The 16,477-nt window shown below is 41.8% G+C and carries 15 protein-coding genes; 3 read left to right on the top strand and 12 right to left on the bottom strand.

Annotation, left to right across the window (positions count from 1 at the left end; genetic code table 11):
- Window positions 1–14: 14 nt before the first annotated feature.
- Window positions 15–2,294, bottom strand: coding sequence for an acyl-CoA dehydrogenase (locus tag NH454_RS11890; protein ID WP_135924208.1), 2,280 nt, complete (start codon window positions 2,292–2,294; stop codon window positions 15–17).
- Between the two features lie 169 nt (window positions 2,295–2,463).
- Between NH454_RS11890 and NH454_RS11895 the strand changes: the two genes are divergently transcribed.
- Window positions 2,464–4,311, top strand: coding sequence for a M2 family metallopeptidase (locus NH454_RS11895; protein WP_253039179.1), 1,848 nt, complete (start codon window positions 2,464–2,466; stop codon window positions 4,309–4,311).
- Between the two features lie 57 nt (window positions 4,312–4,368).
- On the opposite strand, the gene NH454_RS11900 is transcribed toward NH454_RS11895, so the two are convergent.
- From NH454_RS11900 to NH454_RS11950, 11 genes are all read right to left on the bottom strand, one after another.
- On the bottom strand, window positions 4,369–5,157 hold the full coding sequence (locus tag NH454_RS11900; protein WP_253039180.1) for a putative porin: 789 nt from the start codon (window positions 5,155–5,157) through the stop codon (window positions 4,369–4,371).
- Window positions 5,158–5,376: 219 nt separating this feature from the next.
- Window positions 5,377–5,751, bottom strand: a complete 375-nt coding sequence (locus tag NH454_RS11905; RefSeq protein WP_135924205.1) for a PH domain-containing protein — start codon at window positions 5,749–5,751, stop codon at window positions 5,377–5,379.
- Window positions 5,752–5,753: 2 nt separating this feature from the next.
- Window positions 5,754–6,662: an ABC transporter ATP-binding protein gene (locus NH454_RS11910; RefSeq protein ID WP_253039181.1), complete on the bottom strand. Its 909-nt coding sequence runs from the start codon at window positions 6,660–6,662 to the stop codon at window positions 5,754–5,756.
- Window positions 6,659–7,477 carry an ABC transporter permease subunit gene (locus NH454_RS11915; RefSeq protein ID WP_253039182.1) on the bottom strand — a complete coding sequence of 273 codons (819 nt, stop codon included), beginning with the start codon at window positions 7,475–7,477 and terminating at the stop codon, window positions 6,659–6,661. The genes NH454_RS11910 and NH454_RS11915 overlap by 4 nt, the downstream gene beginning before the upstream one ends.
- 115 nt (window positions 7,478–7,592) lie before the next feature.
- The gene (locus NH454_RS11920) at window positions 7,593–8,771 is read right to left on the bottom strand and encodes a cystathionine beta-lyase (RefSeq protein ID WP_135924202.1); all 1,179 of its coding nucleotides are present in this window, start codon (window positions 8,769–8,771) and stop codon (window positions 7,593–7,595) included.
- A gap of 19 nt (window positions 8,772–8,790) precedes the next feature.
- Complete coding sequence (nudC, locus tag NH454_RS11925) at window positions 8,791–9,708, bottom strand: NAD(+) diphosphatase (protein ID WP_253039184.1); 918 nt, start codon at window positions 9,706–9,708, stop codon at window positions 8,791–8,793.
- 114 nt (window positions 9,709–9,822) lie between these two features.
- Complete coding sequence (gene nagB, locus NH454_RS11930) at window positions 9,823–10,617, bottom strand: glucosamine-6-phosphate deaminase (RefSeq protein ID WP_138558935.1); 795 nt, start codon at window positions 10,615–10,617, stop codon at window positions 9,823–9,825.
- 209 nt (window positions 10,618–10,826) lie between these two features.
- On the bottom strand, window positions 10,827–11,957 hold the full coding sequence (gene nagX / locus NH454_RS11935) for a transmembrane glucosamine N-acetyltransferase NagX (RefSeq protein ID WP_253039186.1): 1,131 nt from the start codon (window positions 11,955–11,957) through the stop codon (window positions 10,827–10,829).
- A 61-nt stretch (window positions 11,958–12,018) separates the two neighbouring features.
- Window positions 12,019–13,131, bottom strand: a complete 1,113-nt coding sequence (gene nagA, locus NH454_RS11940) for an N-acetylglucosamine-6-phosphate deacetylase (protein WP_253039187.1) — start codon at window positions 13,129–13,131, stop codon at window positions 12,019–12,021.
- Window positions 13,131–14,045 carry an N-acetylglucosamine kinase gene (gene nagK, locus NH454_RS11945; RefSeq protein ID WP_135924197.1) on the bottom strand — a complete coding sequence of 305 codons (915 nt, stop codon included), beginning with the start codon at window positions 14,043–14,045 and terminating at the stop codon, window positions 13,131–13,133. Before nagK ends, nagA begins: the two co-directional genes overlap by 1 nt.
- Window positions 14,046–14,421: 376 nt before the next feature.
- A complete protein-coding gene (locus tag NH454_RS11950; protein WP_253039188.1) occupies window positions 14,422–14,916 on the bottom strand; it encodes an NYN domain-containing protein in 495 nt (164 codons plus the stop codon).
- A 155-nt stretch (window positions 14,917–15,071) separates the two neighbouring features.
- On the opposite strand from NH454_RS11950, the gene NH454_RS11955 reads away from it, so the two are divergent.
- Both NH454_RS11955 and NH454_RS11960 read left to right on the top strand, forming a co-directional pair.
- Window positions 15,072–15,686, top strand: a complete 615-nt coding sequence (locus NH454_RS11955) for a hypothetical protein (protein ID WP_253039189.1) — start codon at window positions 15,072–15,074, stop codon at window positions 15,684–15,686.
- Complete coding sequence (locus NH454_RS11960; RefSeq protein ID WP_253039190.1) at window positions 15,683–16,435, top strand: DUF3307 domain-containing protein; 753 nt, start codon at window positions 15,683–15,685, stop codon at window positions 16,433–16,435. Before NH454_RS11955 ends, NH454_RS11960 begins: the two co-directional genes overlap by 4 nt.
- The last annotated feature ends 42 nt before the right edge of the window (window positions 16,436–16,477 follow it).

A 16,477-nucleotide genomic window follows, 5' to 3' on the forward strand; every position in this document is an offset into this window, starting at 1 on the left:
TAATATCTACTATACTACAATTCCCCAGGCGCAAAGTTATCTACTGCTATTGCCTGCTTGCGAAGCGAGTTCGCCTCATTCATTCGTGTAGCTACGGTTTCATTTATGAGGTTTTTATCCGCAGCAGCAGCTATCGCATCTTCCAATTCTAAGTGACGACCAATCGTGCCTTCTTTTTGCCATTTGCGTAATTGTTTAAAATCTTCATGGGTATCAATCATCGCGATAAACGCATTTTCCATTACCCCGGTACCTGCATTTTCATCAACATAACAAAGGTGCGTGAGTCTGTCTCTGAAGACGCCTGGTTTACTCATATGCTCACAAATAGTCTGAGCAATATCATCACTAGGACGGTGATAATGATTTCCCACAGGGAACACAATGCGTTTTAATAAGAAATTGACCACAGGGTTAGAGAAGTTCTTAAAGAAACCATCGAATGCTTGGCCAATACAAAATAGCGAATGCTCAACCGCGTATTTTACAAAAGGTAAATCTGCTTGTTGACGCCCTTCGTCTTCATAGCGCTTCAAAACACATGATGCAAGATACAAATGGCTAAGCACGTCTCCTAGACGCGCCGAGATCATCTCTTTACGTTTTAACTCGCCCCCTAACACTAGCATGGCGACATCTGTACAAAACGCTAAGCCACGACTCATACGGCTTAATTGTTTGTAATACACCGAGGTTGCCCCACACACCGGCGCTTTTGCAAAATAACTGCGAGTTAAAGCATGTACAAATGCCATGCCTGCATTGCTTGCAGCAAATAGAATGTGTTGAAGCAGTAACGAGTCAAATTCTTTCAATGCAACATCATGATCTTCCATTGCGGCTGCTTCCATTTCTTTTAAAACAAACGGATGACAGCGAGTCGCACCTTGACCAAATATCATCAAGTTACGAGTTAAAATGTTTGCACCTTCAACGGTAATTGACACGGGGATCCCCATATAACCATGGGCTAAATAGTTATTAGGGCCCACTTGAATGCCCTTGCCTGAATGAATATCCATGGCATCATTCATCACTGTACGCCCCATTTCAGTCATATGATATTTAGCTATAGCAGTAACAACCGAAGGGCTCAGTTTTAAATCAATCGCTCCAGCAGTCATTAACCTTGCTGACTCTAGCATGTAGGTCAAGCCACCAATACGTGCGAGTGCCTCTTGCACACCTTCAAATTGACCAATCGAAACACCAAACTGCTGACGCACTGTTGCATAAGCCGATGTCATTCTTGACGCTAAATGACCTGTTGCGGTGCTAAGTGCCGGTAACGAAATACCACGGCCTGCACTTAAACATTCAACTAGCATACGCCAACCTCTACCAGCCCCCTTTTCACCACCAATAATCCAATCAAGTGGTATAAATACATCTTTACCGTAGGTGGTACCATTCATAAATGCCATGTTCAGCGGATAATGACGCTCGCCAGTTTGCACACCTTCATGGTCTGTAGGGATGAGCGCACAAGTAATACCGAGCTCTTTTTTATCACCTAATAAGCCATCTGGGTCGTACATTTTAAATGCAAGACCAAGTACTGTAGCAATGGGTGCAAGGGTGATATAGCGTTTTGACCAGTTAAGTTTTAAGCCAATCACTTCTTCACCGTTATGCATGCCCTTACAAACCACACCAGTATCAGGAATACTGCCCGCATCCGATCCGGCCTCAGGGCCTGTTAAAGCAAAACAAGGCACATCATCACCTTTAGCTAAGCTTGGTAACCAACGCTCTTGTTGCTCTTTAGTACCGTAATGTAAAAGCAGCTCACCGGGGCCTAAACTATTTGGCACCATTACCGTAACTGCTGCAGTTAAACTTTTGGTGGCAATTTTCGCTACAATCGTTGAGTTAGCGATTGCTGAAAACTCTTTCCCTCCAAACTCTTCTGGAATAATTAGAGCAAAAAAGCCTTCTTTTTTTAAGTAATCCCAAACTTCTTTTGGTAGGTCTTTATCTTTTTGCACGATTTGATAATCATCAAGCATGGCTAGCAAGGTTTCGACTTGCTCGCTCATAAATGCGCGCTCTTTGTCACTTAATTCAGGCTTGGGAAAACCGTGTAATTTTTGCCAATCGGGGTTACCGCTAAATAACTCACCATCCCACCACACATCGCCCGCTTCCATCGCTTCGCGTTCTGTTTGAGATAAAGGTGGCAACACTTTTTTAAACATACTAAACGTGGGCCGCGTAACAAGATTAATGCGAATGTCTTTCACTGCAAAAATCACAATTACAGCAACCAATAGCAAAATAATTACGGTCGTCATTGTGCAATCCTTTTATTTAAGTCAGTTTTCTCAAGTATGACTGATCGTGCCATAAATACAACGTAAGCAGCGGTAACTTCAGTTGTTTTAGTACGCACTGTTTGTGGTTTAGTAAGACACTGCTATTATGCTAAAGCAATAAAAAACAACAAACTTCTAGGGAATAAAAATGAAGACTCCATATAAGCTGAGCATCAGCGCATTAATGGTCGCAAGTGCATTAGCGCTTACTGGCTGTAATGACGACGCTACGAGCACTAAAACAACAACTGCTGAAGTCAAATCAAGCCAAGTAACAGCACAAGATGCTGATAAATTTATCGCCGATACTGAAAAAGAATTAAGCGCACTATATTTAGAATCAAGTCGCGCTGAATGGATTTATGCCAACTTCATCACTCACGATACTGCTGAATTATCTGCTGAAGTAAATCGCAAAATGACCGAAGCCGTAGTCCGCCTAGCAAATGAAGCTGCAAAATTCGATAGTTTAGAGCTTGATTATGATGCACGTCGTAAACTAGATAAACTTAAACTAGCGCTCACTTTACCTGCACCACAAGATGCTGAAAAAACAGCAAAGCTCTCACAATTAGTGGCTGAGTTAGGAGGTATTTATGGCAAAGGTAAATACTGTAAAGAAGATGGTAGCTGTTTAAGCCTTGGCGAAATGACAGCTAAAATGGCAACGAGTCGTGATTACAATGAATTGCTTGATTTATGGCAAGGTTGGCGTCAAGTTTCAAAACCTATGCGCCCGCTTTATGAGCAACAAGTTGCACTGACCAATGAAGGTGCAAAAGAGCTAGGTTATGCAGATACAGGCGCTATGTGGCGTAGTAAATACGATATGCCAGCCGATGATTTTGCAAAAGAACTTGACCGTATTTGGGGCCAAGTTAAACCGCTTTATGATTCATTACATTGTCATGTTCGTGCCAAGTTAGGTGAAAAATATGGCGAAGATAAAGTACCTCAAGACCAACCTATCCCAGCACACCTGCTAGGTAATATGTGGGCACAAACTTGGGGTAACATTTACGATGTTGTTGCACCAGAAAATGCCGATCCTGGTTATGACGTAACAGAACTATTAGCTGAGCACGATTACGACGAACTAAAAATGGTACGTGGCGCTGAGAAGTTCTTCACCTCAATGGGTTTTGCACCATTGCCAGAGACCTTCTATGAGCGCTCATTATTCACTAAACCACAAGATCGTGACGTACAGTGTCATGCATCAGCATGGAACATAGATAGTAAAGACGACCTACGTATTAAAATGTGTATTCAACGTACAGGTGAAGAGTTCTCTGTTATTCACCATGAGTTAGGTCATAATTTCTACCAACGCGCGTACAACACGCAACCTATTTATTATCAAGAAAGTGCGAACGATGGTTTCCACGAAGCGATTGGTGACACCATTGCTCTTTCTGTGACACCAGGTTATTTAAAAGAAATTGGTTTATTAGACGAAGTGCCTGATGAATCTAAAGATATCGGCCTGTTAATGAAAATGGCATTAGACAAAGTAGCATTTATCCCATTTGGTTTATTAGTAGACCAATGGCGCTGGAAAGTTTTCTCAGGTGAAGTAACGCCAGAGAACTACAACAAAGCGTGGTGGGAGTTACGCGAAAAGTATCAAGGTGTACAAGCGCCTATCGCACGTAGCGAAGCAGACTTCGATCCAGGTGCTAAGTATCACGTACCGGGTAACACACCTTACACACGTTATTTCTTAGCGCACATTTTACAATTCGACTTCCACAGAAGTTTATGTGAAATTGCCGGTAATAAAGAAGCGATTCACCGTTGTTCTGTATACAACTCTGCTGAGGCGGGTGAAAAACTAAATGCAATGTTAGAAATGGGCTCAAGCCGCCCATGGCAAGAAGCCCTTGCCACTATCACTGGTAAAGAAGAAATGGATGCAACAGCAATCTTAGATTACTTTGCACCGTTACAAAAATACCTTGATGAGCAAAATAAAGGCCGCCAGTGCGGTTGGTAATAACAAAAACGAAAAAGCCCGCATAATGCGGGCTTTTTTATATCATCAAATTAATGATTAAAACTGTAAGCTTACGTTTGCAAAGTATGCATCGTAGTCTGAGTCATCCCAGTTGTTTGCATAACCTGCTTTTAAACCAACGTTTTTGTTAAAGAAGTGCTGTGCACCAAAGCTGTAGTCATCTTCTTTATTAAACGTTACAAATGCTGACGTTGCTTTAGAGAAGTAGTAGTTAGAACCTAGTTCCCAAGAGCTACCGCTATCATCTGTATCAGCAATAGTACCTTCAATTGTTAAGTAGTTACCTTGTTGAAGATCCATGAAGTATTTTGCATTTACAGCACGGTAATCAAACTCATCGTCAGCTGTGAATGTGAAACCTAAGTAATCCGTGCTGTTAAGCTGGTGATTGTATTTAAGGTCGAACATTACCGTGTTGTCACCGTCTTCTACATCGATAAATGTCGCTTTAAGAAGAAGGTTAGGATTAAAGAAGTAACCTGCAGACACATTGAATAAATCAGTGTCTGAACCGTAATCGTAGTTGCTGTAACCCGCACCGATTACAAAATCTTGTACGAAGTACTCACCGCCGATGTTAGTTACATCACCAAAGTCGTCATCAGAGTAAGAACCAAATACATTGGTTGTTTTGTTGATGTATTCAAACTGGTCGTATGGACCCATCGTTTTCTTTGGCGCGAAGTAATATGTTGAATCAACACTTACTGTGTCGTTGCCATCGGTGTCCATGTACCCTAAATGGCTGATTGATTGGTAACTATCCGCAGCAGTCGCGGAAGTTGACAGAAGCATACTCGAAATAATAACTGCTAACTTTTTCATAAACAGATTTCCCTATTAACATTGTTTCATTGCTGTTGAAAACTAGCCTGATGGCTAAGTTGGGCACATGCTAACGTGAGAAAACTGAACGGAAACTTAACTAAGCGTTTGTTTTTACTTGATTAATTGTAATAAAGTGTCGGTAAATGTAAAGAAAAAGTTGGCCGAATAATTCTATTCAAAGCCAACTTATAATTTAAAGTCTATAATTTCAGTACCTTATAAAGAGAATTCACTAATAATTCTGTAAACCTCATTAATGTTATCTCCTGCTTTAAAGTCTTTACTGATTGGCGTTGGATCTGAACCAACCCAAATTTTCAGTTCAGCATCTAAGTCAAAATGCCCGGCACTTTCTTTACTAAACTTAGTAATTTTTGAGTAAGCAATGCTCAACATTTCAACTTTAGAACCAGTAACACCTTGTTTATCAATAATAATTAATCTCTTATTGGTAAAGATAAACATATCACGAATGACTTTATAGGCTTTTTGAACTGTTTCACCATCAATCAGAGTATTGGCAAGCAGCTCTTCTAAATCATCATTATCGACTTCACTTGCGTTACCCATTAATCCACTTAATAGACCCATAACTAGCTCTCCTTATGAAAAATTTGGTTTTCGAGTGTGTGACCATTCACCAGTTGACGATACTGCCAACCTTGTTGATAACAAAAGTGTAGAAGATTGATATCAAAAGGCTCAGCTGTTTTCTCAAACTCGATCACATATTCTTTTGCTTGGCTCATATAAACATGATGTACATGGGCAAGGCCTGCAAGCTTTGCTTCTACATCTTCATATTGTTGATTCAACTGTAGCGTAATAAAGTGTTTGTTATCTTGGGTGCTAGAACGGGCTTGATGCTCACTTAATACCCCTTTATCTAGGTGTAAAACTTGTGAGCATAAACGCTCAAGCTCAGTTAAGTCATGGGAGCTTAAAATAAATGTTGCCTCGTTACTTAAAGAGCTTACCAGTTCTCGAACCTCACGGGCATGGATTGGGTCAAGACCCGCTGTTGCTTCATCAAGCATCACTATTTCGGGTGAACCAATTAAAGCTTGTGCAATAGTCACTCGCTTACGCATACCATGAGAAAGGTCATCCGGTCGCTGCTTAGCCACTTCTGACAAACCAACTAGCTCTAAAACCCGAGCCGTTTCTTTTTTACGAACCGCGCCACTGAGCCCTTGTAATTGACCATAAAAGTTAAGTTGATGCGCAATACTAAAACGGGGATCAAGCTGGGCATCTTGTGGTAACGCAGTTAATTTACCAAATAACGCCGCACTACCTGGGTTATGCCCCATTACCGATAGCTTTCCTGAACTTGGTAAAATATAGCCACATAACAAGCTGAATAAGGTTGTTTTACCCGCACCATTTGGACCAACCAGCGCCACTGGTGCCCCTTTATTTATTTCAAAGCTAACGTTATCGAGCGCTCGTTTAGCCCCGTAGTTTTTTGACAAGCCTTGTGCTTGAATTAAAACGGTCATAATGAGCTCCTTGCAAAAATTCGTTCTCCAGCAAGCAGTAACACTGCCGTTTGTAAAAGTGGTAAACCTAGAGCCAGTGTGACGCCGGCACGTTGACCTGCCATTAAATCAAGTTGATAGCCCGGAAATATGTAATTTAAAACCTCAAATTCAGGCCATTGCCACGTCAGTAAGCCAATCACAATATTACCGCCAGCAAAGAACAAAATAGCCAATACAAATGCAAGACGCGATGAACGGGCAAAGGTATTCAAAAAGCTCATCAAGGCAATAAATGGCATAACCGCAACAAGCAAATAAAATAACAACATAAAGCTTCGCGATAAGCCTGAAAGCAGCAAACTTGGCTCACGATAGCCAAGCATCGCAACCGTTGCCATCAAGGTAACAAATAACAATGCCGCTAAAATGAGTAGCTGCCCTAAAAAGCGGCCAATAATAATTTCTGAACGAGTGGCTCTAAGTGATAAAAAGCGTAACGTACCTCGCTGTCTGTCGCCCACTGTTTGGTCACTACATAAAAACAAACAAAAACTTGGAAAGCTAAATAAAGCAATCAACCAATAAACGGCCAGTTCAGATTCAGGCCAATCAAGTAATTTACTGATGCCAATGGCGCCAAATGCTTGCCTGGCAAAATCGGCAAAATCAGGTGAGCTAATCAAGGTCACAGATTGGGCAATGGGATAGCGTAAAATAAGTAGCCAACAAATGGCAAAAGCGGCAACCGCCAACAAACCACGTTTGGTCAGAAATAGTCGTACCAGCTCAAATTGGGCAATTTGTGCAAGACGTTTAGGATGTAACTGCGTCACTCATAATCCTTAATGAATTTTATTATTAGAATTACACTAAGTTGAAACAGCTTGAATTACCAGAAAAAAAAGACCCGACAAGCGGGTCTTATGTAACAAAGTATAAACTTTTAACCTAGAGGTGGCTTTCGTACACTGCAAGCGCTTGGTCAAGGTCGGCTAGTAAATCAGCCACATCTTCAAGACCAATGTGTAGCCTTATTACCGGGCCTTGCGACCAACCTGTTTCAGAGCGAAGCCCTTTCATACTCAGATTTGCCGTGACTAAGCTCTCATAACCGCCCCAAGAAAAGCCCATTTTAAAATGGTGCAGGCTATCTAAAAACGCATCAATCGCTTGTTGATTACCTTGCTTCATTACAAATGAAAATAAGCCATTACTGCCATCAAAGTCTCGTTTAAAGAACTCATGACCCGGACACGTTGCAAAGGCCGGATGGCGAATATGATCAACCAATGGGTGTGTTTCAAGCCATTTAGCCACTTCAATGGCTGCTTGTTCATGCTGTTTTAAACGCACAGCCATAGTACGTAGACCACGTAGCGCTAAATAGGCATCATCCGCAGAAGTACATTGACCAAGTAGGTATGAATTTTCTCGAAGGGTTGGCCAATACTTTTTATTGGCGACCGCCACACCCATCATCACATCTGAATGACCAACAATGTATTTTGTAGCAGCTTGAATACTAATATCAACACCATGCTCAAGCGGCCTAAAATGCAGGCCATTACCCCAGGTGTTATCTAACATAGTCATAACACCGCGCTCATTTGCCTTAGCAACCATCGCAGGCACATCTTGCACTTCCATGGTGATTGAGCCCGGTGATTCTAAAAACAATACGCGCGTGTTCTCTTTAATAAGTTCACTAATCCCTGCACCAATTCCCGGCGGGTAATAGGTTGTTTCAATCCCTAATCCAGCCAGTATTTTGTCACAAAAATCCCGGGTAGGTTCGTAGGCAGTATCCACCATTAAAATATGATCGCCCGTTTTCACAAACGATAACAGCGCATTGCTTATTGCAGCCGCACCTGATGGGTAAAGCGCACAGCCTTCACCGCCTTCTAGTTCAGCAATCGCTTCTTGCAAAGCAAAATGTGTCGTCGTACCACGACGGCCATAGAATAACGTTTTGTCGCCTCGTTTCTTCGCCGCTGCTTTTAAGTCAGCCACTGAATCGAATACTACCGTTGATGCACGTTGCACCACAGGGTTCACAACCCCTTGTGTGTACGCTTTTTTACGCCCTGCAGAGACGATTTGGGTATTTTTATTTGTCTTTGTCATAATTTATCCAAGCTGTACTTTACAGGTTGCGCCAGTGCTCAACCAAAAATCGAGAAATAGAATCTTGTCGGGTTAGTTTAAGATGACTACCCTGTTCATGCCATTGGCCGAATTCATTAAGTTCAGCGCGGCTAAACCATCTTGCGTCATCTAACTCGTCTTTATCTACCTGAATATCTTCTGAAACCGCTTTGGCCATAAAGCCAAACATAATTGATGACGGAAAAGGCCAAGGCTGTGAAGCGATATATTGAATATCTGTCACCGCAACACCAGCTTCTTCCATAACTTCGCGAGCCACGGCTTGCTCTAGTGTTTCACCTGGGTCAACAAAGCCCGCAAGTGTTGAAAAAACACCTTCTGGCCAGCTAGCTTGACGGCCTAGCAAGCAGCGCTCAACTCCGTCTGAAAAGGTTTTAGTCACGATCATAATCACGGCAGGATCGGTACGCGGAAAAGTTTGATGCTGGCAAGTTTGGTTTTCACATAAACGTGAATGCCCTGCTTCAACCATATTATTTTCATGACCACAACGCCCACAAAAACGGTGTGTTGCGTGCCAAAAACACAAGCCCCTTGCCAGTGCCGCAATAGACCCTTGTTTAAGCTCAACTTGTGGGCCTAACTTGCGAATATCAACAAACTCAGCGCCATTGAGCATAGGCTCAATGAGTGAGTCTGGTTCATGGCTGACATCTAATGCAAAGTGAGCCACATTATCGTCGTCTAACCCCAATAAAATGCCTTTTGATAAATCGAGGTGATCCACTTGAGATAAGCGTAAATAACACACTTCAGGACTGTCTTTAACAAATAAACTTTGATTGTTATTGACCAATAACCAGCGACTCTGAGAATTCATTTGAGCCTTTAACCACTTAGGATCTTTACGGCGATTTGATGCACGATCCAATGGCATTTGAGAGTAATTCAGCATGGCGTTCCTTGAAAATAGTTTACTCGCTAAAACTACCATAAGCTGATGATAAACCCAATTTATTACAGGCATAAAAAAAGCCCAACCAGGGCTTTTTTATTCTCTCTCACAATTTTACAAGGTCGCGAGGTGCGCTTGTAGTTTTTGGTTCTCAGCTTCAATATGCTGATAGAACTCTAAATCTTCTAATTTACTTGCGGCAGCTTTATCAATGATGATCACAGCATCTTTATGAAGTTGCAGAGCCGAAGCTGGGCATTTGGCCATTAACGGGCCTTCTACCATGGCGTGAACGGCATCAGCTTTACTTGCACCGGTTGCTAAAAGCACTACTTTTTTGGCTTCTAAAATAGTACCAATACCCATAGTGATTGATAAATGCGGTTGATATTCACCTTCTGCAAAAAATCGCGCATTGTCTTCAATCGTCGCTTTTGTCAGTGTTTTAACTCGGGTGCGTGATGTCAAACCTGAAGAAGGTTCGTTAAAGCCAATATGACCATTACGGCCAATACCAAGTAGCTGTATATCAACACCACCAGCTGCTGTGATTTTTTGTTCATATTCAGTGCAAGCAACAAGCGGATTTACTGCATCACCCGGCGGTACATGGGTGTTCTGTTTGTCGATATCTACATGGTTAAATAGCTGTTCATTCATAAAGTAGCGGTAACTTTGTGGATGTTCGCCAGTTAAACCTAAATACTCATCTAAATTAAATGTTGTCGCTTGGCTAAACGAAATCTCGCCAGCTTTATTTTTAGCAATCAGCTCTTGATATAAAGCAACCGGCGTTGAACCAGTTGCAAGGCCTAGTACTGATGCAGGTTTTTTTAATAGTTGTTTAGCAAAGATGTTAGCACCATACGCTGCAACTTGGGCTGCATCATCAAGAATTACTATTTGCATATCGATTAGCTCTAATTATTTAAATTGAAAAAAATGGCTCTAAAACCCAACCCCACGTGCAATCGAGTTGGGTTTTAGACTAACCACTGCCAGGATACATTACAGTAGTTAAAACCATTATGACAACGCTGTCATTATCACTTTTAGTCTTATCTCTGTAAAGTAAAAGTGAATAAAAAATTACTCTTTTTGTTGGTGTTTAATAATTATCAAACACTAACAAAGATCTTACGGCGATACATCCAATGTAATACCAGCATTTGTACTGCTAATAACGCAATCACCGCCATCAGAGGTTGCCATGCTTCTGGCACAGCTCGAACCACCCCACCAAATACGCTTTGGCTTACATAACCCCAATTCACTAGACTTGACGCTAAATAAATAATAATTGAGTTTGCACCTATGATCACAAAGGGATACGCGGCGCGTTGCCCTGGCAGAATATCCACCAGTGCATAAAATACGGCGAGCAATATGGCACTCCAGCCAACGGTTACAAGCACAAATGAGCTGGTCCAAAGTTCTTTGTTGACTGGGAACTGTAAATCCCATAACCAACCTAAACATACACTTACCGCCCCTGCGGCGAACAGTAATGCGGCCATTTTCCACTCGCCAATTTGCTGAGCACGAGCAACTAATTGCCCTGCAAACACGCCCATCAATGCATTAACAATCGCTGGTATATTCGACAATACACCTTCAGGGTCCACCACACGGTTTTGATAACTAATACCCGGTAGTAAGTGCGCATCAAACCATGCATTCCAACTACCTGCAGCCGAAAGGTCGCCAGCACTGCCACTCGGCACTGGCACAAAACAAAGCAGTAACCAATAAGCCACTAAAATAGCACCTGCAGTAATAATTTGTGTTCGCAAACTAGTGTGCCAAACCAACATTGCACAGAAAAACCATGCAATAGCGATACGTCCAAGCACACTGACATAACGAATTTCATCCAACGCCATTGGCATCCCTGTGCCCCAGCCGTGGTTATACAAAATACCTAATAAGCACAATAGCAAAAGACGCTTACCCGCCTTGCGGTAATACACTTTGCGCTCATCAAACGGTAAATGGTCAATGCGTTTGGGGGCTAGCCCCATCGCCACACCCGATAAGAATATGAATAATGGGAAAATCAGATCGTAAAATGTGAAGCCATGCCAAACACTATGCACTGTGTGCGCTTCAAAAACTTTCCAGCCAGTCCAGCCAGTTAAAACGAATAGTGCTGCAAATAGTGACTGTCCACCTAATATCCAAAACATATCCATGCCGCGCAGTGCATCCAGCGATGCCAATCGTTTTCTTGTTGGTTGTGTTGTTGTCATTGTTTACCTTTAATACAAAAAGCCCCGCGATACTTCGGCGGGGATTTTTCCAGGGAAGTTCTTACAAAGCTTTACCAGCTATATATGTCGCTTTTACATATTGATTATCATCTAGCACAACAAAATCAGCATCAAAACCGCTCAGCAAGCGACCTTTTTTATGTAAACCTAAATATTGTGCAGGATAAAGTGATGCCATTCGTAAGCTCTCAGCAAGGCTAACATCCAATGTATTCACTGTGTTACGCACCGCACTTGCCATATCAAGTACGCTGCCTGCTAATTCACCGGTCGTTGAATTTAATCGATCGCCAGTACGAATAACTTTACGACCATCAAAGAAATCAAACTCCATATCGTCAGTACCCACAGGTGGCATTGCATCTGTGACTAACATAATTTTTCCGCGCTGTTTGCTGCGAATTGCTAATTTTGCTGATGAAGGGTGCACATGATGACCATCAACAATTAAGCCGCACCAGCTGTTATCATCCCAAAGTGCAGCACCAACAACACCCGGCTCTCGTGATGTAAACGCTGACATCGCATTAAATAAATGGGTGAATCCATTAGCTCCTGCTGCAAGTGCAGCATTGGTAGTCGCAAAATCCGCATTAGTGTGGCCAATAGATACCTTTACGCCACACTCAACTAGGCGCTCGATATCATCAGCACTAACATTCTCAGGCGCTAAGGTAACCATTTTAATGCCTAGATCTTGGCGTGCATAAATCGCAAATTCTTGCTCTGTGATTGGACGAATAAACTGCTCGCTATGGGTGCCTTTTTTCCCTAATGAAAGGTGCGGTCCTTCGAAGTGTACGCCCATAACGCCCGGGATCCCTTCAGCAATTGCTTGTGCAGTGGCATCCGCGGCTTTTGCCATGACTTCGACTTTGTCGGTAATCAGCGTTGGCATAATCGCTGTTGAACCAAACTGACCATGTGCTTTGGCTATTTTATCTAAACAATCTGGTGTTTGTTCAGCGTTAAAAAACGCCCCACCACCGCCATTCACTTGTACATCAATAAAACCAGGCGCGACTAAACCCGTTAATGCAACGGCATCAGCATGTGCTTCAACACGCTTAAACACGCCATTGTCGACGCTAAAATATACGTCAGATAAGAATTCGTCACCGGTAAACAATTTACTTGCATGATAAATCGACATTACAAACTTACCTCTTGGTTTTGTTCAAGCACAGATTGCTGAGCAAAATACACAGCGCCCATTTCGGGTGGTTGAATCGGCGCTTCAACTCGTTTCGCTATATCTTCATCAAGCCAACAGTTTAATGGTTCAGCTAAACCACCGATCATAGATAAACGTGGAGGGTTATTTTCAAGTAATCGGTGTGCTAATTTACTGACGTAATTAGCTCCTTCCTTAACAATTTCAATCGCTACTTGGTCGTTATTTTTTGCTGCTTCAAATACATAACGTGCTAATTTGGCAAAACTACTCGAAGGCTGCCCTGACATTTGCTCGACAATCCCCATGGCATTATCCACCGAGAAATGCTGACAAATCACATCTGTTAACTCTGTTTTTTCACCCAAACCATCTAAATCAAGTAATGCGTTTTTTATAGCTTCAAGCCCCATCCATGCACCACTGCCCTTATCACCAAGAGCAAAACCATGACCACCATAGTTTGTGGTATGACCCGCAACACAAGAGAATCCACATGAGCCCGTACCGGTTATAATTACCGCACCATCGCTACCTTCGTGTGCCCCAATACAAGCAGTATGTAAATCGGTAGTGAGAAACATTTGTTTAAATGGATGGTCCCATTCCATAATCTTGTCGTACAAGCTAGGTAGGTTTACACCAGCCAGACCCAAACCAGCATACAGTTGATGAACTGTCTCAAGTGGTAATCCAGCATCTCGAAGAGCTAACTGTGTTGAGACCATTATTGATTCAAGTGTGCGTTCTAAACCATGTAATGGGTTCGCGGGGCCACCAAGGCCGGTTCCTAATACACCTTGCTTAACAGAGTAGATAGTAGCTCGGCATTTTGTTCCGCCACCATCAATACCAATAAACAATTGGTCCTCACTCACACTCTTCGCCATCATTTAACGACCCCTAGCCTTCGTTTAGTTTTTATTTAAATCGCATTATTTTTATTCTAAGAATGCGAAATGATCTCAACCTTTGTTGATTTAATGTTACACAACAAATGACAGCGTTGTCATTACTTTTTTTATAAAAATGCACATTAGTTTAAAATTTACCTACAACACTTTGAAACTAAAGAGCATTATTCGAGAGTAATAAATAAAAAATCGTCCAGTAATCACTTTTGAACTTACTCTCGCTACTTTTTTGAGTGCAAATTAGCGACAAAGCTCCATGTTACTGTGCTTTTATATACTCAGTATTGTATCTAATATTAGCTTAGCGCAAATAATACTTTAGTTAAACATTTTATTTAGAATGGAATATTTTTTTCTATCTTGATAACAACAGTGAATCATCAATACAGTGAAACTCAGCAGCGGCTTGCTTTAATATATCGGCAGTGAGGTGCTCTGCTCCATAGACATCACACGGTAGCTGATAATTATTCGCTAAGTGACCAAGCAATAACGCAAAATCACCATCGCCCGAAAGTAATACCATTCTATCAAGCTGCTTGGCATGCTCTAGCATATCAATGGTAATGCCAACATCCCAGTCCCCTTTCGCACTACCATCTCTGCGCTGAATAAAAGGTTTTAGTTTTACCTCAAAACCAATTGCGCGCAGAATATTTTGAAACTGCGATTGCTTTTCGTCACCTCGGTATATTGCATACGCAATAGCACAATCAATTTGGTAGCGTTCGCTCATCTGTGCCCAAAAGACATTGTAATCAAAGTTTTTCTTGTAGCTTTCTTTACAGGTGTAATAAATGTTTTGTACATCTACAAAGATACCGACTCTTGGCTTATCAACTGCTGACATAATTATTCTGTTTTTAGTGATTTGTGTTCACTGTAGCATATCTAGGTTGATATTTACGAAAAAGTAACCTAAATTGGTTACATAAAACAAAGTAACCAAATTTGGTTACTTATCGCGATGTAACTAAATTAAGTTACTTAATCTAAGGGATCATAATGATTGCGGTGATCAGTGGTGATTTAATTAAATCACAAAAAATTCCACAACAAGAATACGATGCCATGCTGTATCAGCTTGATCAAAGCTTACGCTTTGTTGCCAAGCGTTTTAATGCAAGCTTCACCATTTACCGAGGTGATGCGTTGCAAGTACAGCTATCAGAGCCTGAGCTGGTGTGTCATGCTGCCATCTTGTTGTATTTGCAAATGAAATCAGCCAATTACGAACTACGACAAAGTTTGGCTATTGGCTCACTCGACAACCCCCGCGCCGATATAAAAACAGCCACAGGCAGTGCTTATACCTTATCTGGTCGCGGCTTAGATAACATCGGCCAGCAACGTTTGGTGATCAATATTGAAAATAACACCCTAGAGGAAGGCTTTGCGCTTAATATTGCTTTTGTCGAAGTACTACTTGAAAAAATGAGTCAAAAGCAGGCCAATGCGCTGTTTTATTATTTAACCGTCGAAAATAACAGCCATGCAGAGCTTGCCAAAGAGCTTAATACTAGCCGAGAGAACGTCACTAAGTTACTCAACCTAGCCCATTATCAACTTATCGAGCGCTTTATAAATTACAGCCAAACCACACTCAAAGGATTGTTATGACCAGTTTTGCTCTATTACTCACCACGTTAGTACTGGGTCACTTACTTGCTGACTTTTATTGGCAACCAATGAGCTGGGTGCATGATAGAAACAACCGTCACTTTCGTGCCAGCAAACTCTACTTGCACGTATTAACACATGGCGTGACCTCTTTAGCTGTGCTAACACTGTGGGAATACACCTACGGCTGGCAAGAGTTCTCTCGGGTATTGTTAGCAACGGTTGCGATTATGCTAAGCCACTATGTCATTGACTTGGCAAAATCGTATTCAAATAAAGGCGTAGTGCCGTTTTTACTCGACCAGTTGGCACATCTTGTTGTGATTGTAATGCTAAGCGTTTGGCTTAGTGATAAGAATGAGTTTTATAGCTTAGCGTGGCAGAAGCTGATTGCCCTCGATACCTTGTTTGTTATTGCAGCTTATTTGTTGGTGCTTAACCCAAGCTCTGTGTTTATTCGCATGATGCTAGAAAAAATCAATATCCAGATCAACAATGAAGGCAGTATTCCTGCTGCGGGTCATTTTATTGGCTTGCTAGAGCGGGTATTAATGTTGAGCTTTATCTTGCTGGGTGAATACGGCGGTGTGGGCTTTCTACTGGCAGCAAAATCTATCTTTCGCTTTGGTGATTTAAAAGAAAGTAGCGAAAAACAACTCACCGAATATGTCATGCTGGGCACTTTATTAAGTGTCACCGTGACACTCTTCATTGGTGTCGCCACCTTGTATTGCATTAAACTCTTTTAATCGCTTAGAAAAACAAAAACGCGCAATTGCGCGTTTTTTGTT

Source organism: Pseudoalteromonas sp. Ps84H-4, from assembly GCF_024124645.1.
GTDB lineage: Bacteria > Pseudomonadota > Gammaproteobacteria > Enterobacterales > Alteromonadaceae > Pseudoalteromonas > Pseudoalteromonas lipolytica_C.